Raw genomic sequence first — 24,861 nt, 5'->3', positions numbered from 1 at the left:
CCGCGTAACAGATAGAAAAGCATTACCTGCTTTTAATACTAAAATATCTTGTCAGAGCACCCGTTTCTACACTGCAAAATGTAAGCAACAAAGCTCTGAACAGCATTCATTTTATACAGTTATTCTGCCGGCGTAAGTTATTTACTCCCAAAAAGTAACCATTTAAAAATTGATATGAAACGTGAATAGCATAATTGTTGAAGTATATTTTTAGAAAAATCTGATTATTATGGAAACTCCTGTTTTAAATAGACGGCATGTAAAGGAATATTTTATATACGGCATTATAGCTGCAATCTTGTATCTGATACCTGTTATTTACTTATTGTTTGCAAATAAGTATCAGAATCTATACCTGCTTTTTGTTGGTAATGCGCTGTTTATGGCAGTTATATTTTATTACAACTTTCATTTGGTAAAGCATCCATACGATGGTGAAAGGGCGGTATCTATGCTTATGGCAGGGCATTTAGCCACACTTGTAGGCACTATCATATCTGCCGTAGTAGTAACTATATTAATGTTCATCTTTTTCCCCGGTTTATTCTCTGCACATCCGGCAAACGAAGTACTGTCGCAGGCTAACTCCGCGGCAAGAACACCTTATCCCTCAGGTTTTTTATTTATGATATTGCTGGATGTAATATTGGGTAATGCCAGTGTGGGTTCATTTGCCACTATAATCACCTCCTATGCTAATAAAAGAAACCAAATGCGGGATAAGCCTGCTGATGTTGAAAACCGGGTACCTATAAAAACGCATGATAAAGCATAGCGCTGAATATAAAGCAGAAACATAGAACGGTTCTCAAAAAGTAAGCGGTTCCCACCTTAAGGCTGGGAACCGCTTTGTATATACATTACTGTAATTTGGGAAGCTATTTTATTTAAATGCACAACAATCAACATATTTGTGCGTGCGTAACCTGTCAGGCTCTTGAACCGTGACAGGTTACGCTGTCAAAAACGAGTGAGGCAATATGCACTTAGTTTCCCATTATTATTAAGGGCTTATTTGATTGTATTACCACCTACAGATTGCTTCGCAATGATGAGGTTTCCTGTTTTTTCATTTTATAAATCTTCATTCCTATCTGCCGGCAGCCATGCATTATCCAAGAGTTTTTAACTCATTGTATTCCAACATTATGCTAGTTATTGCTATTTGAATAAACCTTTAAAAAATAACTTATGACAAATTTGGGTAAAGAAAGCTGCCAACAAGCAGGTTAGTGCCTTTGGGATTAAAGAAACTACAATCTTCCATTCTTTATATCTTCCACCACCGCAGGATCGAGAAGCGTAGTAATATCGCCTACGTTTTGCAAATCGCCTTCAGCTATTTTGCGCAAAATGCGCCGCATAATCTTACCACTGCGCGTCTTGGGCAAGCCTTTTACAAACTGTATTTTATCGGGTTTGGCAATCGGACCAATAATGCGGCTTACGGTAGCTGTAATATCTTTTTTAGATAATTCCAGATCGTGCGAACCGCCGCTGAAAATAACATACGCATAAATGCCCTGTCCTTTTATGGTGTGTGGATAGCCTACCACGGCACTTTCTACCACACCTGCGTGCATATTAATGGCGTTTTCCACTTCGGCAGTGCCTATGCGGTGACCGCTCACGTTGAGCACATCATCCACACGGCCGGTAATACGATAAAAACCAGTTTCATCGCGCAGTGCACCATCTCCGGTAAAGTATAAATTGGGGTACGTGCTGAAATAATTCAGGCGGCAGCGCTCATGGTCACCATAAGTAGTGCGCAAAATACCCGGCCATGGCGCTTTAATGCAGAGATTGCCACTTACATTATTACCTTCTACTTCATTACCATTTTCATCTACCAAAACGGGTTGCACACCTGGCAGCGGCAGCGTAGCAAACGTAGGCTTGGAGGGTGTAACGCCCGCTAAGTTGGAAATCATAATACCAGCGGTTTCGGTCTGCCACCAGGTATCTACTATAGGGCATCTTTTTTTACCTACATGCTCATCATACCAATGCCAGGCTTCTTCGTTGATAGGCTCGCCAACGGTGCCTAATACTTTCAAAGAAGACAGGTCTTTACCATCGAATGGCTGTAGTCCAAAACCCATGAGGCTGCGGATAGCCGTAGGTGCGGTGTATAAAATATTTACTTTGAATTTATCTACAATATCCCAAAATCTGCCCGCATCAGGCCAGGTTGGCACACCTTCAAACATGAGCGAGGTGGCACCTACGCTCAGTGGGCCGTAAAGGATGTAGCTGTGTCCGGTTATCCAGCCAATGTCTGCCGTGCAAAAGTAGATTTGGCCGGGCTGGTACTGAAACACATTGACAAATGTGTAAGCCGTATAAACCATATAGCCGCCACAGGTATGCACTACACCTTTGGGCTTGCCAGTGCTGCCCGAAGTATATAAAATAAACAGCGGATCCTCGGCATCCATTACTTCTGCCGGACAAGAGACCACGCCTTCTTTTTCCACCTGCGTTTCTGCATATTCCATTTCATCTTCCCACCACACATCTCTTCCCTTCAGCATCGAAACAGGCAGCCGGGTACGGGTATAAACAATTATTTTCTTTACTGTTTTATTGCCAATCAGTGCATCATCAACAACATCTTTCAGCGGAATTACTTTATCGCCACGATAAGCGCCATCTGCCGTTACAATGTATTGTGCCTGTGCATCTTCCAGTCTGTTGGCAATGCTTTGTGCCGAAAAGCCACCAAACACTACACTGTGTATAGCACCAATACGTGCGCAGCCCAGTACTGCATACGCCAGTTCTGGCACCATACCCATGTAAATACATACGCGATCACCTTTTTTTACACCGTTATTTTTTAGTACCTGTGCAAACTGGCAAACGCGCTTGTGTAGCCGGTTGTAAGTAACAACACGTACACGATCTTCGGGGTTGTTGGGCTCCCAAATGATAGCCGGTTGTTCCCCCATTGTTTCCAGGTGTCGGTCTATGCAGTTCTCGGTAATATTAAGTTTGCCACCGGCAAACCATTCCGCTTTTGGCTCCGTAAAGTTCCAGTTGAGCACTTTGTTCCATGGCTGGCGCCAGTAGAAATGTTGCGCAATATCTCCCCAAAAACCTTCGGGGTCATCTACACTTTTTTGATACGCTTCTTTGTATTCTTCAAATGTTTTTAACTGATAAGGATAAGACATGGTGCAAGCGATTTTTTTTGAGTGCTTAAAAATACAACATCTGTATGTATGGAAGATGGTTTTTACACTAACTAAAAGTTTAGGAGTATTTGCTTAAAACATTTGCACCTTTCTCTATTGTTATGTTTTAACCAAAGTAGCACTTTTATAAACTATGTAGTATTATGATAGGAATAAAGACATTGTACGTCAAAGGTTTTTACACAGTTTTTACTAAAAAGAACTATCGTGTTTATTAATCTTGCATGCAGGATTGAATACAGTACACGAATAATTCACCGGCACACATCTTTTTATTCTATTGCTATAAATGATAAAATGATTCAGGTAAGCAATCCTGACCTGTCTCCTTTATCTTTGAAAATCAAATACAGCGCATGTCTTTAGAAGTTAGCCACTTACTTAAAATATACGGTACGCAAAAAGCAGTAAACGATGTATCATTTCAAATAAGCAAAGGTGAAATCGTAGGTTTTTTAGGTCCCAACGGCGCGGGCAAAAGTACCACCATGAAGATGATTACCGGCTACCTGCAGCCCGATGGTGGTCAAGCTATTGTGTGTGGTATAAATACCATTGCAAATCCGCTTGCCGTAAAAAAGAAGATAGGCTACCTGCCCGAAGCTAATCCGCTGTATTATGATATGTATGTAAAAGAATACCTGCAGTTTGTGGCAGGCGTCCACCAGCTAAAAAACATAAAAGAGGAAGTAAACCGTGTAATAACACTCACCGGACTAACGCCTGAAAGTAAAAAGAAAATAGGGCAATTATCCAAGGGTTACAAGCAACGTGTGGGGCTGGCAGCCGCACTTGTGCACCACCCCGAAGTGCTGATACTGGACGAACCTACCAGCGGTCTTGACCCCAACCAGATTGTGGAAATAAGAAACGTGATTAAAGAGCAGGGAAAAGATAAAACAGTGCTATTTTCCTCACATATTTTACAGGAAGTGCAGGCTATATGCGACAGAGTGATTATCATTAATAAAGGTCAACTGGTAGCCGATGATACATTGCATAATTTACAGCAAGGCACGGGCAATGCGGTGCAGGTTACATTTAAAGAGGCAGTACCGGCAGCAGCTTTCAGAAAAATTCCATCAGTAATAAAAGCAACACCTGTTAATGAATATAGCTGGCAACTAATCACCAACAATACCACCGAAACACGCCGTGCTTTGCTGGAGTTGGCCTTGCAAAACAATCTCAATATTGTATCGCTGCAAACTGCCGGCAGCAATCTGGAAGAAGTATTTAAATCGCTGACGGGAAATGTGGCAAATAGTTGAAAAGGGTAACAGATGACAGTTGTTCGTTGACAAATGATAGAGGAACAATTTAGAATTATTTTGCCTTCTGCTGCAGGCTTTTAGCCTGACGTCTGCAGCTCGTAGCTAATAATTAAACTATATACATAATTAAAAGCCCGCAGCTCAAAACGCATCGTGGCAGTTTTAAAATAAAAATCTATGCTTCAAAAATCCACGCTCAAATTTTTAAAAGTTTTAAAACAAAATAACGAAAAAGAATGGTTCGATGCCCACCGGACCACTTATGATGCGGCGCGTGCAGACTTTACCCATTTTATAGCCAATGTGATTGAGCAATATGGAAAAGAAGATGAAGCAATTGCAGCGCTGCAAGCCAAAGATTGCCTTTTTCGCATCAACCGTGATGTACGCTTCAGTAAAAATAAAGCGCCTTACAAAACCAACTTCGGTGCAAGCATAGCACACGGCGGCAAAAAGAGCATTTATGCCGGCTATTACATTCATATAGAGCCGGGTAATGAAAGCTTTGCAGGCGGTGGCTTATGGATGCCCGAGGCAGAACAACTAAAGAAAGTACGGCAGGAAATTGATTACAATTTTGCAGCATTTGAGCAACTTGTTACAGCATCATCATTCAAAGCAGTGTATGGTGGTTTATATACCGGCGAAGACAGCAAATTGAGTCGCCCGCCCAAAGGCTACGACGATAGTAACCCGGCTATAGAATATTTAAAATTTAAAAGCTTTATTGCCTTGCACCCGCTAAAAGATGGGGAGGTTACAGATAAGGATTTACTGTCAACCATACTGCAGGCGTTTAGTGCATTACACCCTTTGGTTATTTTTCTTAATACGGCTGTAGAAGGTTAAACAGTGTATCCTATTGAATTTAGAGATGCATTGCGCTATCATTCCGCAATGGCGCACGATGTAGAATATTAAAATTGCTTACAACTTACGAGCGTTTTCCCGATAGATTAGGAAAGTGATCGCTAATTGTAAGTAAAGCAAGTACATAGTGGTGCAATTGCGGACTGACGGACTGACTCGCATCTTCTATTTTAAAGAGCATCTTATAATACATTAAAAATACGTCTGATCATCACTTCCGCATCGTAAATATCCTAAATTCAATCAGCGAACAATTGCTACTTTTTCAAAACAGCTACCTTTGCGCTCCTTATGACACAATTTGCGCATGATAAAGTAGTGCCGTACGAAAACAGTAAGCTGAAGAAGAAAGAACAGGTTGCCGAGATGTTCAACAGCATTGCTTTTCGCTACGATTTTCTCAATCGTTTTCTAACCGCAGGTATAGATGTGCGCTGGCGCAAAAAAGCCATTTTATTGCTGAAGGGCATTCAGCCACAAACAATATTGGATGTGGCGACAGGCACTGGCGATGTAGCACTGCTTACCTATGAATTATTACATCCTAAAAAAATCATTGGTATTGATATATCGGAAGGCATGCTGCAGTTGGGAAGGCAAAAAGTAGCAAAGGCAGGTTTGGAGGGAGTAATAGAACTAAGGAGTGGCGACAGCGAAATAATAAACTATCCAAACGATACATTTGATGCAATAACAGTGGCTTTTGGCGTACGCAACTTCGAGAACCTGGAAAGAGGATTAGCCGAAATGTTGCGTGTACTACGGCCGGGCGGCAAACTGGTTGTACTCGAATTTTCGAGGCCAAAAAATATCATTTTCCGGGCGATGTGTAATTTTTATGAACATATAATTGTTCCTGCCGCCGGGAAATTATTTTCCGGCAACAAGAACGCTTATGCGTATTTAAACAGGTCGGCAAAGGTTTTCCCGGAACGAAAGGACTTTACAGACATTTTGCAAAGAACAGGATATAAAAATACTTATTACAAACCGCTTAGCTTAGGAATATGTTGTATGTACTGCGCCGATAAGTAACTTAGTAAAACAAGCATAAATAAAAAATACCATAGCAATGAAATCCTGTATCTAATGGGCTTTATTCATTTTGTATTTATTTTTATTTTGCAGAGCGTGAGCCGGGCAGACATCCAGAGGATAATGTGTTTAAGGAATCTTGCTTTAACCGCTTCAAAGCAAACTGCCGCAAAATGGTGCTTTTCAAAACAGCAAAGATGTCAAACGGAGATTTCTGAGTTCATAGCGATATACTACAACACAAAACGGAGGCATTCTGCTTGATTTCAAAGCTTAAATGCAGATAACTTACTCGCCTAATATATCTAACGGATTAACCGTCCGCTGTTCTAATTTTTCAATTTCTTCCGCACTTAAGGTTTTACTGTCTGATTGCTGTTCAGAAGCTGTATCAGTATTTAATTGCAGATTATTTATATCCTCATCTGTTATGCGATCGTCTGGATTTTTCATGTGTCGCAGAATCAGTTCACGAGGCGTTAATCCTGCTTTATTTTCATCTTCACTGTTTTCTTGTTTATTTGGGGTATTGTGTTCCATATGGCATTTGTTTATACAAAGTAAAACAAAAATACAAGTATGTATTATCCTTTCCGATTATCAAAAAAGAGTTTACAATTATTTAATAGCGCCCTTTTAATGCAGTTACCTCGCACCCCTTATAAAAGCAATGATTAAACCCTGGGGCATATGAATAGCCATAATGGTCGCAAGATCATCGGTGGTGTGTATGAAGTGGTAACTTATTTAAGCAATTTGGTAATCAGGTAGTTAATGTTATAGATCACACGATAATGGGAAAAATAAAGAAAGGTGAAGTTTCGGGAATACATTATTTCAATCTCAACATTCACAAGATTATTAAAGAAACAAAAGCAGCCGAATGCCCAAAGGTATGGTAAGCAATAATTGCTAAAAAGAACAGCCGCAATAACGCCTGGATTGAAAAAGAAAAGCCATCTACCTTTTTTCCTAAAGATTGGAGTAAATCTCAATTGCTGTTAGAAATAACAGAAGCATATGAGAACAAACAAATGATCACGCCTGCTAAGGCAATTGGTATAACTTTCAACAGTATTAAAGTAGTGTTTAGCATTAAAGGAGCAAAGGTATTTTTAGTGTATCCTGAATATGAAGAAACAAAATTATACACTTAAGTAGAGTTTAGCTAAGATAGTTTATAAAATAAAACAATCACTAAACCGTTAGTATTGCAACGTTTATTTCCTGGGCGTGAATAGGTGGTTAAAATAATTTCGCTCCCTATTTGTACCAAAGCAATTCAAATTAAGTATAAATGGTTGGGATTAAATATATTATAATAATAGGCAATTACTTACTGCGGCGGCAAATAGTTTTTTTTACCTTTATTTTTTGTTGTTTATCGGCACAGGCACAGCGTGAGCAAAACCGTCCCAACCACGATTTGTTGCCTTATTATTTTGGACTATCGCTTTCGTACAACAACACGTATCTGCATCCCGAAAAGCATCCGATGTTTTTGCAAAACGACAGTATTTTGAGCGTAGAGCCGGGCACCAGCGGCGGCCTGGCATTAGGGCTGGCAGCTACCGCCAACCTCGCCAAACATTTTGAATTGCGTTTTATTCCACAGCTTATTCTGGGCGGTTCTAAATATTTTACGTATCACTTAAAATATCCAACAGAACTGGAGCCGGAATATCAAAAGAAAACTATTCCTTCTACCATCGTATCCTTTCCGCTACAGCTTAAATTCAACTCAGATCGTATTGACAACTTCCGCGTGTATATGATGGCTGGACTTAAGTACGATTACGATTTAGCCAGCAATTCCAGCGCACGTAATGCAGAGAATTTAGTAAAACTCACCAAGAGCGATTTTGGTTATGAAGCAGGCATTGGCTTCAACTTTTTTCTGCCGGTTGTTACCATTTCACCAGAGATCAAAGTAAGTAACGGCTTAAGCAATATACACAGCCGTGATGTAAACCTTAAATACTCCAATGTACTCGATAAACTGCAATCGCGCATGTTGGTTTTTAGTATAATATTGGAACAGTAGCTCTTTTAGTTTAAAGTTTAAGACTTAACGTTTAAAGTTGCGCCGGTAAGACAACGCGAATGTTGATATTAATTGCATGTTATTAACAGCATTGCAAGGCTGCAGTAAAGCAGCTTTAAACATTAAGTCTTAAACTTTAAATCTCGAATATTCCTTCTACTTACAATTACTTTCCATTTGTTTGTACATGCCTGTTTCGGGTATTTTGTTTCTTAATCCTTCGAAAAAGCAATAAGTAGTAGCAGCTATAAAGTCGGCATTGCTGACATATTCTAAGGGTCCATGTCCCTCCCCTTCATAAATATGCACAACCGCCGGCACATCAAAGCTGGTAAGTTGATTGTACATATACTCCGAGCCATATAAAGTTTGGTAATTGGGGCATTGCAAATAGGTACCCACATTTACCGGTATAACATCATCCGCGCTGCCATGATAAAAGATCGTGGGAATTGCATTGGATGCATTAATGAGATCGGAATCGAAAATACCGCCCCACATGCTGCAGATACCTTTAATCTGATACGTGTTGGTCAGGTTATTATCGGCAGTAAACAAGCTACCCAATTTATTATATGCTTTGCTGAAGCGCACACTGGCATAAGCATCGGTTAAGTAGGCACTGTTAAGTGCCGCTACCGCACCAGCACTGGTGCCGCCGGTAAATATCCATTCCTTATCAATAAAATACTTATCCGCATTAGCTGTTAAAAACCGCAACGAAGCATTGAGGTCCTGCATGGCACGGTAAGCCGCATTGTTGAGCGAAGCCGTATCGCCCTCACAATCTGCCGTACCGCGTGCATCCCAGCCCAGCCGGTAGTCAATAGACGCCACAATCATCCCTTTTTGCGCAAGTGCACCGCATATATCGGCAAGGCTTTCTTTGTTACCAGTTATAAAGCTGCCACCGTGCAACAATACCAGCAAGGGATACCTGCTTTGCGCAGAGGCGCCTTTAGGTGAATATATGTCCAGCATCAACGTCTGGCTGCCACCAAGCCAGGAAGCATTGCGGCCGTATTCGATATTTGTTGCAATGTTTACGTTATACCTATCCGGCTGCCGGGCACGCACACCCGTTTTTTTGGAGCACGAAACCATAGTAAGTACAAACAGGCAGAGTACGAATAAAAATCTATTAATCATGTATCATTATATTTTATAAATCCTTGATTGTTTTTATAGAATGTCCTGAAAGCACCTATCAGCGGCGCAAATCTCAGGTAGCTATTTGTAAAAGAATTGATAAATATTGTACCAAAATATACAGCAATAAGCACTTATATTTGTTAATTACCGTTTTAAGGAGAAGATTTTTATATAGCAACCAAAACAAGCATATACCTCCTCCATACATTTTATTCAGGTACAAGTAATACACTAAACTAAACTCATAAGCAAAGCTACCAAATGCACGCATACAATTATATTAGTCTGAAAAGCGCACCAGCTGCTCGTTTACTGGCGGCATTGATTGCAGGCATTATACTACAATGGTATGCTGCATTGTCTTTTGCGCCCCTTCTTACAATCAGCATTGTAGTAGTAGTCTTAAGCACAGGTTTTTTCTTTTTATCCCGGTATAAAAAATATACGCTGCAGTGGCTGCAGGGTATATTGGTATTGCTCTTGTTTACTGTTGTTGGCGCTTTGCTTACTTATGTGAATAATATTCAGCATCAGCCTTATTGGTTTCAGAATAATTATTCAAAAAACACCATCCTTATTGCTACTATCAATGAGCCATTGGTAGTAAAACCCAATTCTTTTAAAGCAGTTGCAAAGGTAACGGCGGTACAAAACAATCATACAATACAACAGGCAACAGGCAGCATCATTATTTACTTCAAAAAAGACAGCACTACAACAAATGGGGTTACTTATGGTTCACAGATTGCTTTTTCCAAACCGGTGCAACCCATTCAAAACACCGGCAATCCCGGCGGCTTTGATTATGAGCGGTACCTGTTATTTCAGGGCCTCACAAGCCAGGTGTATTTGCAGGCTGCTGATTATGTGGTGCTGCCGCAAAAAGATGCGGCTGCATTTTCAATCTTTCTGCAGAAAACAAGAGCATATGTGATTCGTACATTGCAGCAATATATTCCGGGTAAAAAAGAGCAGGGTGTTGCGGAAGCCTTGCTAATAGGTTACCGCAACGATTTAGATAAGCAATTAGTACAATCGTACAGCCACACCGGCGTAGTGCATATTATTGCCATCAGCGGCTTGCATTTGGGTATGATTTACGGTGTATTGGTATTGCTTTTTAAACCATTCAAAAACCGACGCTGGCACCGGTTTGTAATGCCGGTAACAGTATTAATAGTGCTGTGGTTGTTTACCTTCATTGCCGGCGCAGTGCCTTCTATCGTACGCTCGGCAGTAATGTTTAGCTTTATTGCGCTGGGCGAATGTTTGCGCCGCAAAGGCAACATTTTTAATACACTTGCGGTTTCCGCATTATGCCTGCTTATCTACAATCCATTTTACCTGTGGGATGTTGGTTTTCAATTATCGTATGCAGCAGTATTGAGTATTGTCGTATTTATGAAACCTATCTACAACTGGCTGTATTTTGAAAATAAAGCAGTTAAATTCTTTTGGAAATTAACGGCAATCAGTTTGGCAGCGCAAATATTTACACTACCTATTGTACTGTTTTACTTTCATCAGTTCCCATTACTGTTTTTAATCACCAATTTACTGGTGGTTCCTCTCTCAACCATTATTTTATTCATAGAAATATTCTTAGTGGTCATCTCAGCATGGACCTGGCTCGCAGGAATAACAGGCAAACTTGCTTACTGGCTATTATGGTTTATGAACAGCTTTATTGAGCACATAGAAAAGTTGCCTTTTGCTTTATGGCAAAACATTAAAGCCAATGTATTTCAAACTATTATTTTATATACCGTTGTATTGCTTTTAACAGTATGGCTGTTTAATAAAAAGACGAAGGCATTATTATATGCATTAGCTGCTACACTCCTTTTTACCATTTATACAAGCATTGATATATATACAACAAAACAGCAGCAAAAATTAATTGTGTATAATGTGCCAAAATCAACTGCTATTGATATTATACAAGGCAACGAATGTAAAACGCTGCTGTCTAAGGTTATTGCACAGGATACATTGCTGCAAAATTTTTACCTGCTGCCAACACGCCTGCTTTATCGTACTGCGCCCAGCCAAAGCAACATACTTTCTGCAAATAATTACCTGCTGCATGTAAATGATAAAACACTATTAATTATCGACAAATCACTTCCGGCAATATCCCACTCCGGCAAGCTGGAGGCAGATGCGGTAATTATCACCGGCAATCCAAAATTGTATATGAGCCAGATTGATGCACTTGTCAGGTGTCACGTCGTTGTTTTTGACAGCAGTAATCCGGCATGGAAAATTGAAAGATGGAAGAAAGACTGCAACAGCCTACATTTGCGCTTCCATTCGGTAGCGCAGGAAGGCGCTTTTGTAATGGATTTGTAGTAACGTACAATAAATCTGCTAATCGTAATCTCATGCAAAAGAAAATTCAGTCTGCACTTATTTCCGTCTTTTACAAAGATGGACTGGAACCACTCGTAAAAGAATTAGACCGTCAGAAAATCACTATTTATTCCACCGGCGGCACGCAACAATTTATTGAAAGTTTAGGTATTAATTGTGTGCCGGTAGAAAGCCTTACCTCCTATCCCGCTATCCTTGGCGGACGCGTAAAAACGTTACATCCACTGGTATTTGGCGGCATCCTCGGCAGGCGCGATGTGCTGCAGGATATTGATGAAATGAAGCAATACAATATTCCGGAAATTGACCTCGTTATCGTGGATTTATATCCTTTTGAAGAAACGGTGCGCACCACTACCGATGAAAAATCCATCATCGAAAAAATTGACATCGGCGGACCATCCATGATACGCGCGGCTGCCAAAAATTTTAAAGATGTAGTAGTGATTGCCGATAAAAGTGATTATGAAAAGCTGGAAACATTATTACACAATAATGTTGGCTATACCAGTGTCGAAGAGCGCAAAGCATTTGCTGCCAAAGCCTTTGAAGTAGTAATGAATTATGATATTGCTATCTCTAATTATTTCAACAAGGATAAGCCTAATAAGTCGAACGCTAAACAGCCGTTGCGCTATGGCGAAAACCCGCATCAGAAAGCTGTGTTTTATGGCGATTTATCGGAAGTGTTTGAGCAGTTAAATGGAAAAGAATTATCGTATAATAACCTCGTGGATGTAGATGCGGCTATCCAACTTATTAGCGAATTTCCAAACGAGTTAACGGCAAAGGATAATGAAGGCATCTGCACATTTGCCATTATTAAACATACCAATGTATGCGGCATTGCACAGCGCAACACGGTGAAAGACAGTTGGGATGCCGCACTTGCCGGCGACCCCGAGAGTGCTTTTGGTGGGGTGCTGGTATGCAATTGCACCATTGATAAAGCAACTGCCGAAACTATTAATAGTTTATTTTTTGAGGTGCTGATTGCACCCGTATTTAGTGGCGAGGCACTCACCATTTTAAAGAGTAAAAAGAACCGTATTTTACTGCAATTACACCGCATTCCTAAGCTCAAGCGCGAGCAATACAAATCACTGCTCAATGGCATGTTGCTGCAGGATATGGACGAAGGTAACTACAACGAGTGGCACGAAGTAGGCGGCAGACCAGCTACTGAAACCGAAAAAACGGATTTAACCTTTGCAAATATTGTATGCAAGCATTTGAAAAGCAACGCCATTGCACTGATTAAAAATAAGCAACTGATTGGCAAAGGCTGCGGACAAACCAGCCGCATAGATGCTTTACGCCAGGCTATAGAAAAAGCCAAGCAATTCAACTTCGATCTGCAGGGCGCAGTGCTGGCATCAGATGCGTTTTTTCCGTTTAATGATTGTGTGCAACTGGCACATGAGCAAGGTATTGAAGCTTTCATTCAGCCTGGCGGCTCCATCCGCGACAACGACAGCATTGCGTATTGCGTAGAACACAATTTAGCAATGGTGATGACGGGTTTGCGGCATTTTAAGCATTGATTTTATTAGAAAAATAAATAGGAAAGACACAGCGTAATTGCGCTGTGTCTTTTTATATAGTTGAATAGTAAGATGTTAATTATTCCTTTACTTGTAGTATTATATAGCTTATTAAGGATGTATTGAATTGAATAACCCTTTACTTTAGTACTCCTATTTAGTAACTCTTAACCTATCTACTATGACTAAAAAACTACATGGTCTTAAAACGCTCTTATTATGTCTATCTTTATGCATAATATATAATGATATTTTGGCGCAAAAGCAATTTGCTGTAACAATAGAATTGCCACAACAATTAGATATAAAAAAGCTCAGGCTTTCTTATGATAATGGCAAAGGAGAAATAAACATAAAAAATCCGGTTGTAAAGAATAATGTAATTTTCGTATCGCAGCCCTATTATGCGAAATATGCAGCCATTATACTTCGATACCCGGAACCTAATTCTGAATTCTCAAATTATTACAGGTACTTTTTTGTAGCAGATCAGCCAGCCATTATTACTCTATACAAATACGATTCTACTCAATCTCCTTTTGATAATTACCAGTTGAGCAATGCACTTGATTTTAAAAGTGAGCAGGAACGGATGCATCAATATGATTCTCTAGAAAGAAAGGAGCTTGATGATTATACAGTTCTATTCAATGAAGGTAAAACCGGTGCTGCAAATGACTCTATAGCTGGACAGATATTGTCCCAAAAAATTATAAATTGGAATAAAAGAGATTTAGAATTCGTCCGTAAAAATCCAAACTCTTATTACTCTTTTTGGTTTTTTAGAAAGTGGCTAATCCAGTCTGCGGCAGCAACTTCCGGTTCCCTACTCACTACTTTTAATACCACTTTTCCCGATACATTTAGGAATGGCGAAGAAGGAGCCACGATTAAGAAATTTTTACAGGGAAGAATCGGCGTTCATAAAAACAGCCCGGCGCCAGACTTTACCAGTAAAGACAGCAGCGGAAAAATTATTGCACTTAAAGATTATCTTGGGAAAAAGGATGTTTTACTTGTATTCTGGGCTACCTGGTGCGTGCCTTGTATGCAGGAAGTACCGGCAATTAAGGAAATTCATGACCAGTATCCACCTGAAAAATTAGAGATTATTTCTGTTGCTTTTCCATCAGATTATGCAACCTTTTCCAAGGTTATAAAAGAGAAAGATATGAATTGGATAAATATTTATAACGATTTAGATGTTATCAATTCCTACGGCGGTTATCAAGGTATTCCAAGAGTATATTTAATTGACAGGTCAGGGAAAATTGTTTATGAACGAAATGAGGATGACCCGGGAGATTTGCAACTAACTAAATTAAAAAAAGTTCTGAAAAGCAACACACTTAACTAACATACTTCTTCCAAGTGTATTACATCCACAACATTACATAAACTAACTTTACCCAAGTTATAATTATAATACTCTTCTTAAGCAGCTTGACGCAAGACTCAAATGTATTAGTAAAAACTCATTACCTTATGAATAACACCACTATCGCAACGGAAAACAATCTCATCATTGGCAAAAACACCAACGCACCTTTAAAAGTATATCGCATGGGCTATGGCACTATGCGCCTCACCGGCGAAGGCATCTGGGGCGAACCTGCTAACCGCAACGAAGCATTGCAAGTGCTGAAAAAAGCAGTGCAACTGGGTGTCAACTTTATTGATACTGCCGATTATTATGGTCCCGATGTTACCAACCGCCTCATTGTAGAAGCCCTTTATCCTTACCCCAAAAACTTGGTAATTTGTACAAAAGTAGGTGCAAGAAGAGCGCCCGATAAAAGCTGGCCGGCATTTACCCGGCCCGAAGAATTGCGGCAAAGCATTGACAATAATCTGAAGCAATTGAAGCTGGAACAATTACCAGTTGTGCATTTTCGATTTTCTACACACAACAATCCTACACCTTTTTCAGAGTCGGTAGATGCTATGTTTGAGTTGCAGAAAGAAGGTAAAATATTGCATGTAGGTGTAAGTAATGTGAATGTGCAGGAACTGGAATACGCCATGAGCCGCGGCAACATTGCCACTGTACAAAACATGTATAGCTACCTGCAGCGCACTACTACAAAACTGCCCATTGGCGAAACCCGCGGTGGCGAAGTATTGGAAACCTGTGAGGAAAACAGCATTGTTTTTACACCTTTTTTCTCTTTAATCACCGCTTTGCCAAAGCAGGAACAAAATATAGAACAGGTGGCTAAGAAACACGGTGCTACTAAAGCACAAATTAATCTTGCGTGGCTGTTGCACAAATCGCCTGTAATCTTGCCTATTCCCGGCACTTCTTCCGTGGCGCATTTAGAAGAAAACTTAGCGGCCATGAATATCCGTTTGGATGAAGAAGATATGGGATTGTTGGGGTAAAAATTATTGATTATTGTTTTCTTTATGAGGTGTTGCTTCAGCAGGCGTTTAAAGATATACCTGCTTTTTATGCATTTTAATTCTACAATCATTCGCTGCCTTTGTCATGCTGAGGAACAATGGATCTATGGATTTTTATAAATCAAAATTGAATATAAAATCCAATTACTTACTACCCACAGATGCTTCCTTCGCCGGTAAAACAAAGCCAAAGTTGGATTGTTTAAACAAAAAGCTTTACTTATGTTGCAACCTAAACAGATTGAGCTCAACGAAGCTTAATCGAATAATATTAGTTTATATTTTTCAATTAATCCTATAAATTAAGCTTACACCAATTGTCTTCCCTGTGTCAAGTTTATTGCCTGTTGTTTATACAATCCAAATTATAGTTTGAACTTTGCCGTCCCAAATTATTATGTCAAATACACATACCGGCAGGCGTCCATCCAAAGTATTGATAATCGCTGCTTTTGCAGCGGTATACGTTATTTGGGGTTCTACCTATCTTGCTATAGATATTGCGGTAAATACCATTCCCCCATTTCTCATGCTGGCAACGCGCTACACCGTTGCAGGTTTCTTACTCTTTATTTTTTGTTTATTGAAAGGAGAAAAAGCACCATCGCTCAAAGCTTTTATCACTATTGGATTTGGTGGTGTATTAATGATATTGCTGGGCAATGGTGCAGTTACACTTGCCGAGCAATATTTACCTACCGGCTTAACTGCCATTATAGCCGCTACGGTGCCGTTGTGGATGGTAATGCTGGACAAACGGAACTGGCATTTTTATTTTTCCAATAAAATCATTATCGCCGGATTTTTAATAGGTTTTGCAGGCGTGCTGATGTTATTTGCAGGCAAGGGAACAGCAGACTTTACAGGCAATCCAATGAAATTAGCAGGCTTCTTTATCTTACTGGTAGGCAGCATGGGTTGGGCGGCTGGTTCTTTATACTCCAAGTACAAGCAGGTGGCAGGTTCTACCACTATGAAAGCGGCGGTGCAAATGCTGTCGGCGGGCCTGGTATCGCTGGCAATAGGCTTACTGAGTAATGAGCAACAAGGATTTGCCATAAGTTATATTTCTGCACAGTCAATAGAAGCGCTTAGTTATTTAATTATAATGGGCTCGCTGGTGGGATACATGTCGTATATATGGTTGTTGAGTATATTGCCTGCAAGCCGGGTGGGCACATATGCGTATGTCAATCCGGTAATTGCGGTATTCCTGGGATGGCTGTTTTTAGACGAAGCCATTACGATGCAGCAAATCGCAGCTTTACTTATCATCTTAACCGGCGTTATCCTGGTCAATACAGCCAAAGAAGAAGTGACTACAATAGTTGTGAAAGAAATAACCGTAAAAAATGAAAGCGAAGTTGTTGAGCGATAAGCTGTAAGAGACGACCGTGCAAAACAAAAGTTCCGGATCTAAAACCCGGAACTTTTTGTAACCTAATACAAATCAGCTGACATCTTCTATTTTCTATCAGGCAAATCAGCCTACATCAGAAAACATCATTATCCAAAAATTACTTTGCTTTTGTAATAATGATATTCCTGTACTCAATAGGACCATGATCGCCCTGAATAAGCAATGGACCGGGCTCGCCTTCTTTGCTATTCAATGCGCCGCCGGTAATGCCACGTATCTCACGGTTGCAAATCACGGTTTTACCATTAAATACCACCGTTACCATTCTGCCAACCAGTGTAATATCATAGGCTTGCCATTCACCCGGACCTTTAGCCACCATCTCGCTGGGTGGGATAAACCCATAAATAGCGCTAATTACATCCTTATAAGGTTCGTCGCCGGTATCATCAATCTGCACTTCGTAGCGGCCACGCAGGTACACACCACTGTTGCTATGCTCCGGATAACGAAACTCTATGTGCAGTTTGAAATCTGTAAACGTATCATCTGTAACGAGGTTGGCGCCTGAATGCGGGCTCTTTAGCACGCCATCCTGTACTATCCATTGATTGGTGCCGAGTGCGTGCCAGCCGGTTAGGTCTTTGCCGTTAAACAGCTTTTGTGGTTGTCCCCACGAAGGTTCGCCGGTGCGTTTTAGTTCAGGTGCGCGCACCGCCGTCCAGTTGTATTGCTTGCCATCAGGATGGGTAATCGTACCTGCCAAACTATCGCCTGTAAAATTTCCTTCAACTGTTACATTGCCGTTTCCCTGCTCCCATTGTGGCGGTATGGAAAAAGATAGTTTGCCGCCGCTGAACTGATAAACAGATACGGGACGTGCACTGCCGCCAGCACCTACAAACTCACCTACCAGCGTGCGGTAACCCGAGCGATAGACTTCAAACCACGAAGGTGCCTGCCTGCCTTCCATAGCAACAGTCATATCCCAGCGGCCAATGAGTGCCGCAGTGTCTTGCTGTGCTTTGGTGGATAGCGTAAACAGGAGTAATACAATTGGAAGAGAAAGCAATTTCATTTTCATATAGCTATTCAATATTTATTGGTACAAGGTAAGTGCAAAATAAACAGCTTTTGCGAAGTGGGATAAACTTATTTAAAACAGCAAAGGCAAAACGGAAGTATATGTTTACAGTTTATCAAACATCGTATTAAGATTGCAAGTATCCGGAAAACATTTCCTCCTCATTTCGCAGTTCAATGTTACAATCAAAAAGGTACCATCGCTATGCTTTTATTAATTATGCAATCCTTAATAAGTAGTGCAGTAGTATTATGTGCAGCACATCAACCGGGCAGAAGTGCTATAGCAGTTACCGCCAATATAAAAGTATGATTATGATAAAAGCATAATTGCCAATTTTACTTTATATTCGGTACTCAAACCAAATATTATGGAACAAATAAATTCTTATCTTGGCAAAGAAGAAGTGCCGCTGTTTGCGCCTACCAGCGACGAAAAAACAATGGCTTTGCTGGCACATATTCTTACCCTTGCAGCTGGCTTTATAGCGCCGCTGATTATTTATCTGATTAAAAAGGATGAATCTACTTTTATTACCGCACACGCCAAAGAGTCGCTGAACTTTCAGATTACTTTGTTTATTGTTTTTATTATTCTTTTTATAACCGTGATAGGTATTTTGCTCATGTGGATTGTAGGCATTTTGGCGCTGGTACTGATTATTGTTGCCACCATCAAGGCAAGTGAAGGCAAGTTGTATAAGTATCCTTTGAACATCAGGTTGATAAAGTAAATCTTCTTATAAAACAATTTTTACAAGCGGGCGAAGTTTATAATTTCTCTGCTTCGGCCGGGCGGGTGAGCGGAGCAAACTTCGTTTTGAGCAACTCTAGTTTGGGGCTGATATATACCGCGCAGAAAGGCTTCTCCGGGTTGTTGTAATAATAGTTGAGATGCTCGGGCAACGAGGTTTTAAATGCTGCAAAAGGAAGTACTTGTGTAATGAGCGGCTCATTGAAATGGGATTGTAAATCTCTTATAATCGCTTTTATTACTGCCTCCTCTTCTGCATTAAACCAGTACACTGCCGAGCGGTATTTGTGGCGCATGGAATGGTTGGAAGTGGAAGCATGTGTAAAGAGATGAATGGCAATCAAATCTGTTAAAGTAATAATTGCGGAGTCGTAGGTAACGATAACTGCTTCAGAAAAAGTGTTATTGGGTGGCTGCGCTGCAATCCAGCCCTGCTTCACTTCCTGCACGCCTTTCAGGGAAAGAAATACAGCCTCTGTACACCAGTGGCAGCCGCCGCCCAAACCTATTCTCAGGATGTGTTCGTGCATTGCTACAAAATTAAACGACTTTGCATTTTGTACAAGCCAGGCGTTTTTTCAGGTAAAAGTAAGAATGTATCCTATTGTTGAAACCTACAGTTTATATGATACAATATTTATAGAATTAAAATTATAAGGTAGCAGTCGCCATATTTCTTTTGCTCAGGCAAAAGCTGGGCTTCAGGTAGGCGCAGAATTTGCATACTTCTATGCTACAGGAGCCAAAGGGGTGTTGCTATTTAAAATATATCCATTGCTGTACCTCTTCCTATAAACCATAAATAGTTAAAACAATGAGAAGATTACCCGTGTATTTGTTATTAGACACTTCCGGCTCCATGACCGGCGAGCCTATTGAAGCGGTGAAAAACGGAGTGCAGGTAATGATTAGTTCGCTGCGGCAAAATCCGCAGGCGATTGAAACCGCTTTTATCAGTATTATTACGTTCGACAGTACCGCCAGGCAGGTAGTGCCGCTTACAGACCTTGCCTCTTTTCAAATGGTGGACATCAAAGCCTCGGGCACTACTGCTTTGGGGGAAGGGCTAAAACTTGTAGCCACCTGCATTGATAGCGAAGTGACGAAAACAACTGCCGAGCAAAAAGGTGACTGGAAACCCCTGGTGTTTATTATGACCGATGGGATACCAACAGACGACTGGCAAAGCGGGCTGGAAGAATACAAAAAGCGCAAAACAGCTTATACCGTTGCCTGCGCTGCCGGCAGCGGAGCAGATGCTAACCTGTTGAAACAGATAACAGAAAACGTAGTAAGCCTGGATACTGCCGATAGCAACAGCATCTCCAAATTCTTTACATGGGTATCTGCTTCCATTGGGGTTACTTCTACCAGAATTGAAGATGCTGGTAAAGAAGTGAGTGGTCTTGGCGAATTGCCGCCGCCGCCTTCCGAACTGAATATTGTTACATAAACTATTAAAAATAGAGAACAGTACGGGTGAAAAGGTATTTTATCGGTAAATATCTTTTCATCCATGCTGCATATATAAGCAAACAGCACCGGATGGAGGATGCAAAACAATTTGTGACCAACCTGTTTAAAAGCAATAATATGCCAATTCCTGCCAGCAGGATGGATGTATTGGATGCCTTTATACAGGATGAACAAAACATAGCTGCAATTAATACTATTATTCAAAATCAGAATGGGCTTATGGCTAAATGGAAACTGGAAGACCGGATAGCTGAAATAAGGCAACAGCCCGTTCGCGTATTGAATGCTACGGTAGGAAAGCCGTACGAAACAAAGTTTGACTTTGATAAGCTGCAGTGGAAAGATATAACAACCTTTGAATGGGAAGGACTACAGGAAGTAGGCCTGCGGTATGATGAACAAACAAAACAAATTACCGGCGTCCCAACGCAAAGCGGCGATATAAAAGCAAAGTTCAAATTTAAAATAGAAGGGCAGCCGGAAGTGGCACCTTTTAATGAAAAGATCATTACACTAATTATTAATCCCGACCCTAAAAGCTTGTGGAAGAATATTGAAAGTGACAGGAATGATCCTTTTTGGAAAGAAGACAATATAACCGAGTTTGCTCCCCTGGGCGATAGACATATTCTGGTTTCTTCCAAGCGGGGGCGTTCTCATGCAAACATCGGTTCCTGCCGAGAGGATGATTTTGCTTTTAAAGATTTGGATAATGGCTGGAGCATCGTGGTAGTGGCAGATGGTGCGGGTAGTGCTAAGTTATCGAGAAAAGGTTCTGCCATGGCGTGCAACGAAGTAGTGGGCTATTTTGATGAAAGCACTTCTATAGAAAGCATGGCAGCTTTTGATGAATTGCTGCACGAGCACATGGGTAATGCCAGTGCGGACACAAAAAAAAACCTGACTCATTTTGTATATAATACACTTGGCAAATGCGCCTTGCAGGTACATAAGAAATTACAGGAGTTTGCAACAAAAGAAGGCATTACGTTAAAAGATTTGAGCAGCACGCTAATATTTACCTTGTTTAAAAAGTATGATGCCGGCTATGCATTGCTTTCGTTTGGTGTGGGTGATTGCCCGATAGCAGTGCTCAACAAAGATATATCGGAAGTAATACTAATGAACTGGCTGGATGTGGGCGAATTTGGCGGTGGAACAAGATTTATAACGATGCCGGAGATCTTTAAAAGCGACAAGTTTGCTACACGGTTTGGCTTTAAGCTACTGGATGACTTTGCTTATTTAATTATGATGACGGATGGCATTTACGATCCCAAGTTTGTGGTAGAAGCAAGCCTGCCCGATATTAAAAAATGGAAAGCATTTTTAGCCGATCTGAATGGTAAAAATGAAGATGGAGTAAGCGTTGAACTACAGCCGGATAACGAAAACATCACAGACCAGTTTTCGCGATGGATGGACTTTTGGAGTGCCGGCAATCATGACGACAGAACGCTGGCAATTGTGTTTTGAATGAAGAATCATCATTGCGAGCAGCGTGAAGCAATGACGATAGTTGCTTTACGCTAATATAGAATTCATCAATCACACGCTTATTAAGATGTGCAGTCATCTGAAGGAATTAAGAGGAAGTTTATTAATAATGGCAATTGTGTAATAAATAAAGTTTATAAATAAATCAATTTTATAAAATAACAGGTGTGAGTTACCTAAGTAATTTTACGAGTAATACAAGCCACAGGGCAACTAATATAAAGTTGGTATCATCCATTATCAATACTGGTAAAACATACGAGTATGTAGATAATGGGGAACCCATGCGGGGCGGAATGAAAGATGTGTATTTCGGTCCCGATAAGTCTTATGTTGTCGCTTTTTACCGGGACAAACAGGATTATAACTCGCGCGAACGATTGAAGAAATTGGTAACACAATACTATGATAGTTTTTTCAACCGCGAAGGCGGCGATTACTTCAAAGAACTGTATTGTTGGCCTACAGATATGGTGGAGGCAGATGGTAAAGTGGGACTGATTGTACCGGCATACAATAAGAATTATTTTTTTAAAAAAGGATATGCTGCCAGCGATGGTATTAAAGGAAAAGAAAAAGAAGGTTTATGGTTTGCATCGGCAAAGTTTAGAAATCAGAACTTTAGCTTACGGCTGGATAAAAGTGAATTAGGCAACTGGCTGAGTTACTTCCAGATTTGCGTGAAAATAGCAAGGGGCGTTAAACGCTTACACGCCGCAGGTCTGGCGCACTCCGATTTATCGTATAAAAATGTATTAATTGATCCCGTAACCCGGTCGGCCACCATTATAGATATTGATGGACTGGTAGTGCCGGGCTTGTATCCGCCGGACGTTATTGGCACAGCAGACTTTATTGCACCGGAAGTATTAGCTACCAAGCATTTGGATATACGAGACCCCAACCGTAAGCATGCCAACCGCACTACCGATTTACATGCGCTGGCAGTGATGATTTACATGTATTTGCTATACCGCCATCCACTCAAAGGTGGCAAGGTCAATTCGCTGGATACCGAGCAGGATGACTTATTATCCATGGGTAAAAAAGCACTGTTTATTGAGCATCCAACAGATACTTCCAACCGGCCTAAACTGGACCAGGGTTCTAAGTATGCATTGCCGTGGGCAGATGTAAACAAATTGCCCTACACGATTACCGGACCATATTTAAAAGATCTATTCAACCAGGCCTTTATAACCGGTTTGCATAATCCCAACCTACGGCCAAATGCCGATGCGTGGGAGCAGGCTTTGCTCAAAACCACCGATCTCATGCAGCCTTGCAGTAATCCGCAGTGCGATCAGCAATGGTTTGTTTTTGATAATACGGCATCGCCCAAATGCCCGTTTTGCGGCACGCCCGTTAAGGGCACGTTGCCGGTGCTGGATTTGTATTATCAGTTCAAGCCAACGATATGGAAGCCCGAAAACCACCGGCTGATGGTGTACAACAATCAGTACTTATTTCAATGGCATGTAAACCGGAACGTAGTACGCAACGAAAAGCTAACCGCAGCACAAAAAGTGCCGGTAGGATATTTTACTTTTTACAATGGAAAATGGGTGCTCGTCAATCAAAAATTAACCTCGCTGAAAGACCTTACAGAAAATAAAGAAATACCCATAGGTACAATGGTAGATATTACAGATGGCAAAAGACTGTTGCTGTCTAATGAGGAAGGTGGAAGAGTAGTTGTAGTTACAATGGCAAATAAGTAAGATAAAGTTGACTAAAAGTTACTTTCAATTTATTAGTACACAAACAAAAAACACTATATTATGAGACTTAAACCGGCAGGCATTATTGCCATTCTTTTAATCATAGCCATACTTGCCTATTTTGCCATAAAGCCCCGGCTATCCGGCGCAGGCAATGGTGATACTGCTACCACAGAGCAAACTAATACTGCTGCCAACGACAATAAAGATACTACAAGCAACAGCGGTGCAGCATCTTCTGCCAACAGCGCAAATACTACTTCGCGCTCATTCAATTACACACCGGAAAAACCTGTAAACGGAACCTTGCGCGGCGTGGTAGAAGTAGGTGCCACAGGCTTTAACTCGTTTGTTATAAATATGGACGATCAAAAGCGTTGGGAAATTGTATCCAAAGACTTTGGAGAATCCCTTGCTTATGAAGGCTTGGCAACTACAGAGGATATAAGAGCCGGTTTGAAAAAATATCTATCGTCTATGTTTGATAAAGGTGTTTCGGGCAAGAACATGCACTTTGTTATTTCGTCCGGGGCACAAAAAGAGCCAAAGACCACTATCATCAGCAACGAACTGCAAAAGCTGGGTTACGTAGTAAACAGGGTAACTGCCGATGAAGAGGCTAAATATGGCTTTATTGCTACTGTGCCGCCTCCTTTCAGAGACAACTCTTTTATGATAGATATTGGTTCGGGTAATACCAAAGTTTCCTGGTCGGATAATGGTACAGTAAAGACAATGGAATTACCGGGAGCCAAGTATTACGAAAAAGGTACCCCTGACGACCAGGTGTACAATGATGTAAAAGCAGGGGCAAGCAAAATCCCCCAAAACAAGCGCAATGTGGGCTTTATTATAGGCGGTGTTCCTTTTACGCTGGCAAAACAAAACCGTAACGGCGAAGAAAAATATACCGTATTAAATGCCCCCGGTGCTTACACCGCTGCCGATAAAAAAATGGCTTCGGGATTGAATATTTACAAAGGAGTAGCCGAGGCTACCAATACTGATACCTTTGTGTTTGACTGGGATGCCAACTTTACCATCGGCTTTTTATTAAGCCTAAATACCAGATAAA

The 24,861-nt window shown here is 40.8% G+C and carries 21 protein-coding genes; 16 read left to right on the top strand and 5 right to left on the bottom strand.

Features of this window, described 5'->3' with window-relative positions:
• The first annotated feature begins 229 nt into the window (after nucleotides 1-229).
• Nucleotides 230-775: a hypothetical protein gene (locus FC093_RS08310; protein WP_137261303.1), complete on the top strand. Its 546-nt coding sequence runs from the start codon at nucleotides 230-232 to the stop codon at nucleotides 773-775.
• A gap of 478 nt (nucleotides 776-1,253) precedes the next feature.
• On the opposite strand, the gene acs is transcribed toward FC093_RS08310, so the two are convergent.
• The gene (acs, locus tag FC093_RS08305; protein ID WP_137261302.1) at nucleotides 1,254-3,179 is read right to left on the bottom strand and encodes an acetate--CoA ligase; all 1,926 of its coding nucleotides are present in this window, start codon (nucleotides 3,177-3,179) and stop codon (nucleotides 1,254-1,256) included.
• A gap of 377 nt (nucleotides 3,180-3,556) precedes the next feature.
• On the opposite strand from acs, the gene gldA reads away from it, so the two are divergent.
• From gldA to ubiE, 3 genes are all read left to right on the top strand, one after another.
• Entirely contained in the window at nucleotides 3,557-4,471 is a 915-nt protein-coding gene (gene gldA / locus FC093_RS08300) for a gliding motility-associated ABC transporter ATP-binding subunit GldA (protein WP_137261301.1), read from the top strand.
• A gap of 180 nt (nucleotides 4,472-4,651) precedes the next feature.
• Nucleotides 4,652-5,323 carry a DUF2461 domain-containing protein gene (locus FC093_RS08295; protein ID WP_137261300.1) on the top strand — a complete coding sequence of 224 codons (672 nt, stop codon included), beginning with the start codon at nucleotides 4,652-4,654 and terminating at the stop codon, nucleotides 5,321-5,323.
• A 312-nt stretch (nucleotides 5,324-5,635) separates the two neighbouring features.
• Nucleotides 5,636-6,379: a bifunctional demethylmenaquinone methyltransferase/2-methoxy-6-polyprenyl-1,4-benzoquinol methylase UbiE gene (ubiE, locus tag FC093_RS08290; RefSeq protein ID WP_137261299.1), complete on the top strand. Its 744-nt coding sequence runs from the start codon at nucleotides 5,636-5,638 to the stop codon at nucleotides 6,377-6,379.
• Nucleotides 6,380-6,667: 288 nt separating this feature from the next.
• On the opposite strand, the gene FC093_RS08285 is transcribed toward ubiE, so the two are convergent.
• Nucleotides 6,668-6,919, bottom strand: a complete 252-nt coding sequence (locus tag FC093_RS08285) for a hypothetical protein (protein WP_137261298.1) — start codon at nucleotides 6,917-6,919, stop codon at nucleotides 6,668-6,670.
• 365 nt (nucleotides 6,920-7,284) lie between these two features.
• Here FC093_RS08285 and FC093_RS24585 point away from each other — a divergent pair, with 365 nt between their 5' ends.
• On the top strand, nucleotides 7,285-7,536 hold the full coding sequence (locus FC093_RS24585; protein ID WP_137261419.1) for an EndoU domain-containing protein: 252 nt from the start codon (nucleotides 7,285-7,287) through the stop codon (nucleotides 7,534-7,536).
• Nucleotides 7,537-7,676: 140 nt separating this feature from the next.
• A complete protein-coding gene (gene porT, locus FC093_RS08275; protein ID WP_137261297.1) occupies nucleotides 7,677-8,423 on the top strand; it encodes a type IX secretion/gliding motility protein PorT/SprT in 747 nt (248 codons plus the stop codon).
• 156 nt (nucleotides 8,424-8,579) lie between these two features.
• Here the strand turns inward: porT and FC093_RS08270 are convergent, their stop codons facing one another.
• Nucleotides 8,580-9,572: an alpha/beta hydrolase gene (locus tag FC093_RS08270; RefSeq protein WP_137261296.1), complete on the bottom strand. Its 993-nt coding sequence runs from the start codon at nucleotides 9,570-9,572 to the stop codon at nucleotides 8,580-8,582.
• A 264-nt stretch (nucleotides 9,573-9,836) separates the two neighbouring features.
• Here FC093_RS08270 and FC093_RS08265 point away from each other — a divergent pair, with 264 nt between their 5' ends.
• The 5 genes from FC093_RS08265 (at nucleotide 9,837) to FC093_RS08245 (ending at nucleotide 17,273) form a co-directional block, all read left to right on the top strand.
• A complete protein-coding gene (locus FC093_RS08265) occupies nucleotides 9,837-11,927 on the top strand; it encodes a ComEC/Rec2 family competence protein (protein ID WP_137261295.1) in 2,091 nt (696 codons plus the stop codon).
• Between the two features lie 32 nt (nucleotides 11,928-11,959).
• Nucleotides 11,960-13,492 (top strand): bifunctional phosphoribosylaminoimidazolecarboxamide formyltransferase/IMP cyclohydrolase, encoded by a 1,533-nt coding sequence (purH, locus tag FC093_RS08260; RefSeq protein WP_137261294.1) that lies wholly within the window; start codon nucleotides 11,960-11,962, stop codon nucleotides 13,490-13,492.
• A 181-nt stretch (nucleotides 13,493-13,673) separates the two neighbouring features.
• Nucleotides 13,674-14,849 (top strand): TlpA family protein disulfide reductase, encoded by a 1,176-nt coding sequence (locus tag FC093_RS08255; RefSeq protein ID WP_137261293.1) that lies wholly within the window; start codon nucleotides 13,674-13,676, stop codon nucleotides 14,847-14,849.
• Between the two features lie 128 nt (nucleotides 14,850-14,977).
• Nucleotides 14,978-15,874, top strand: coding sequence for an aldo/keto reductase (locus FC093_RS08250; protein ID WP_137261292.1), 897 nt, complete (start codon nucleotides 14,978-14,980; stop codon nucleotides 15,872-15,874).
• 418 nt (nucleotides 15,875-16,292) lie between these two features.
• Nucleotides 16,293-17,273, top strand: a complete 981-nt coding sequence (locus FC093_RS08245) for an EamA family transporter (RefSeq protein WP_137261291.1) — start codon at nucleotides 16,293-16,295, stop codon at nucleotides 17,271-17,273.
• A 139-nt stretch (nucleotides 17,274-17,412) separates the two neighbouring features.
• Here the strand turns inward: FC093_RS08245 and FC093_RS08240 are convergent, their stop codons facing one another.
• A complete protein-coding gene (locus FC093_RS08240) occupies nucleotides 17,413-18,339 on the bottom strand; it encodes a 3-keto-disaccharide hydrolase (RefSeq protein ID WP_137261290.1) in 927 nt (308 codons plus the stop codon).
• A 370-nt stretch (nucleotides 18,340-18,709) separates the two neighbouring features.
• On the opposite strand from FC093_RS08240, the gene FC093_RS08235 reads away from it, so the two are divergent.
• A complete protein-coding gene (locus FC093_RS08235; RefSeq protein WP_137261289.1) occupies nucleotides 18,710-19,072 on the top strand; it encodes a DUF4870 domain-containing protein in 363 nt (120 codons plus the stop codon).
• A gap of 37 nt (nucleotides 19,073-19,109) precedes the next feature.
• On the opposite strand, the gene FC093_RS08230 is transcribed toward FC093_RS08235, so the two are convergent.
• Nucleotides 19,110-19,622 (bottom strand): peptide-methionine (S)-S-oxide reductase, encoded by a 513-nt coding sequence (locus tag FC093_RS08230; RefSeq protein WP_137261288.1) that lies wholly within the window; start codon nucleotides 19,620-19,622, stop codon nucleotides 19,110-19,112.
• Nucleotides 19,623-19,906: 284 nt separating this feature from the next.
• Here FC093_RS08230 and FC093_RS08225 point away from each other — a divergent pair, with 284 nt between their 5' ends.
• The 4 genes from FC093_RS08225 to FC093_RS08210 all read left to right on the top strand — a co-directional run bounded on the left by FC093_RS08225 (nucleotide 19,907) and on the right by FC093_RS08210 (nucleotide 24,860).
• Complete coding sequence (locus FC093_RS08225; protein ID WP_137261287.1) at nucleotides 19,907-20,545, top strand: vWA domain-containing protein; 639 nt, start codon at nucleotides 19,907-19,909, stop codon at nucleotides 20,543-20,545.
• A gap of 92 nt (nucleotides 20,546-20,637) precedes the next feature.
• Entirely contained in the window at nucleotides 20,638-22,044 is a 1,407-nt protein-coding gene (locus FC093_RS08220; RefSeq protein ID WP_137261286.1) for a PP2C family serine/threonine-protein phosphatase, read from the top strand.
• Between the two features lie 245 nt (nucleotides 22,045-22,289).
• On the top strand, nucleotides 22,290-23,786 hold the full coding sequence (locus FC093_RS08215) for a helix-hairpin-helix domain-containing protein (protein ID WP_240743242.1): 1,497 nt from the start codon (nucleotides 22,290-22,292) through the stop codon (nucleotides 23,784-23,786).
• Nucleotides 23,787-23,846: 60 nt separating this feature from the next.
• Entirely contained in the window at nucleotides 23,847-24,860 is a 1,014-nt protein-coding gene (locus FC093_RS08210; protein ID WP_137261285.1) for a hypothetical protein, read from the top strand.
• Nucleotide 24,861: the final 1 nt, after the last annotated feature.

The sequence above is a fragment of the Ilyomonas limi genome, assembly GCF_005233845.1.
In the GTDB taxonomy this organism is placed as follows: Bacteria; Bacteroidota; Bacteroidia; order Chitinophagales; family Chitinophagaceae; genus Ilyomonas; species Ilyomonas limi.
This window is presented reverse-complemented; position numbering and strand designations above follow the sequence as displayed.

Bases quoted from the DNA above. Each gene is read 5' to 3' on its own strand.
- FC093_RS08310 (WP_137261303.1), top strand. From the start codon at position 230: ATGGAAACTCCTGTTTTAAATAGACGGCATGTAAAGGAATATTTTATA.
- acs (WP_137261302.1), bottom strand. From the start codon at position 3,179: ATGTCTTATCCTTATCAGTTAAAAACATTTGAAGAATACAAAGAAGCG.
- gldA (WP_137261301.1), top strand. From the start codon at position 3,557: ATGTCTTTAGAAGTTAGCCACTTACTTAAAATATACGGTACGCAAAAA.
- FC093_RS08295 (WP_137261300.1), top strand. From the start codon at position 4,652: ATGCTTCAAAAATCCACGCTCAAATTTTTAAAAGTTTTAAAACAAAAT.
- ubiE (WP_137261299.1), top strand. From the start codon at position 5,636: ATGACACAATTTGCGCATGATAAAGTAGTGCCGTACGAAAACAGTAAG.
- FC093_RS08285 (WP_137261298.1), bottom strand. From the start codon at position 6,919: ATGGAACACAATACCCCAAATAAACAAGAAAACAGTGAAGATGAAAAT.
- porT (WP_137261297.1), top strand. From the start codon at position 7,677: ATGGTTGGGATTAAATATATTATAATAATAGGCAATTACTTACTGCGG.
- FC093_RS08270 (WP_137261296.1), bottom strand. From the start codon at position 9,572: ATGATTAATAGATTTTTATTCGTACTCTGCCTGTTTGTACTTACTATG.
- FC093_RS08265 (WP_137261295.1), top strand. From the start codon at position 9,837: ATGCACGCATACAATTATATTAGTCTGAAAAGCGCACCAGCTGCTCGT.
- purH (WP_137261294.1), top strand. From the start codon at position 11,960: ATGCAAAAGAAAATTCAGTCTGCACTTATTTCCGTCTTTTACAAAGAT.
- FC093_RS08255 (WP_137261293.1), top strand. From the start codon at position 13,674: ATGACTAAAAAACTACATGGTCTTAAAACGCTCTTATTATGTCTATCT.
- FC093_RS08250 (WP_137261292.1), top strand. From the start codon at position 14,978: ATGAATAACACCACTATCGCAACGGAAAACAATCTCATCATTGGCAAA.
- FC093_RS08245 (WP_137261291.1), top strand. From the start codon at position 16,293: ATGTCAAATACACATACCGGCAGGCGTCCATCCAAAGTATTGATAATC.
- FC093_RS08240 (WP_137261290.1), bottom strand. From the start codon at position 18,339: ATGAAAATGAAATTGCTTTCTCTTCCAATTGTATTACTCCTGTTTACG.
- FC093_RS08235 (WP_137261289.1), top strand. From the start codon at position 18,710: ATGGAACAAATAAATTCTTATCTTGGCAAAGAAGAAGTGCCGCTGTTT.
- FC093_RS08230 (WP_137261288.1), bottom strand. From the start codon at position 19,622: ATGCACGAACACATCCTGAGAATAGGTTTGGGCGGCGGCTGCCACTGG.
- FC093_RS08225 (WP_137261287.1), top strand. From the start codon at position 19,907: ATGAGAAGATTACCCGTGTATTTGTTATTAGACACTTCCGGCTCCATG.
- FC093_RS08220 (WP_137261286.1), top strand. From the start codon at position 20,638: ATGGAGGATGCAAAACAATTTGTGACCAACCTGTTTAAAAGCAATAAT.
- FC093_RS08210 (WP_137261285.1), top strand. From the start codon at position 23,847: ATGAGACTTAAACCGGCAGGCATTATTGCCATTCTTTTAATCATAGCC.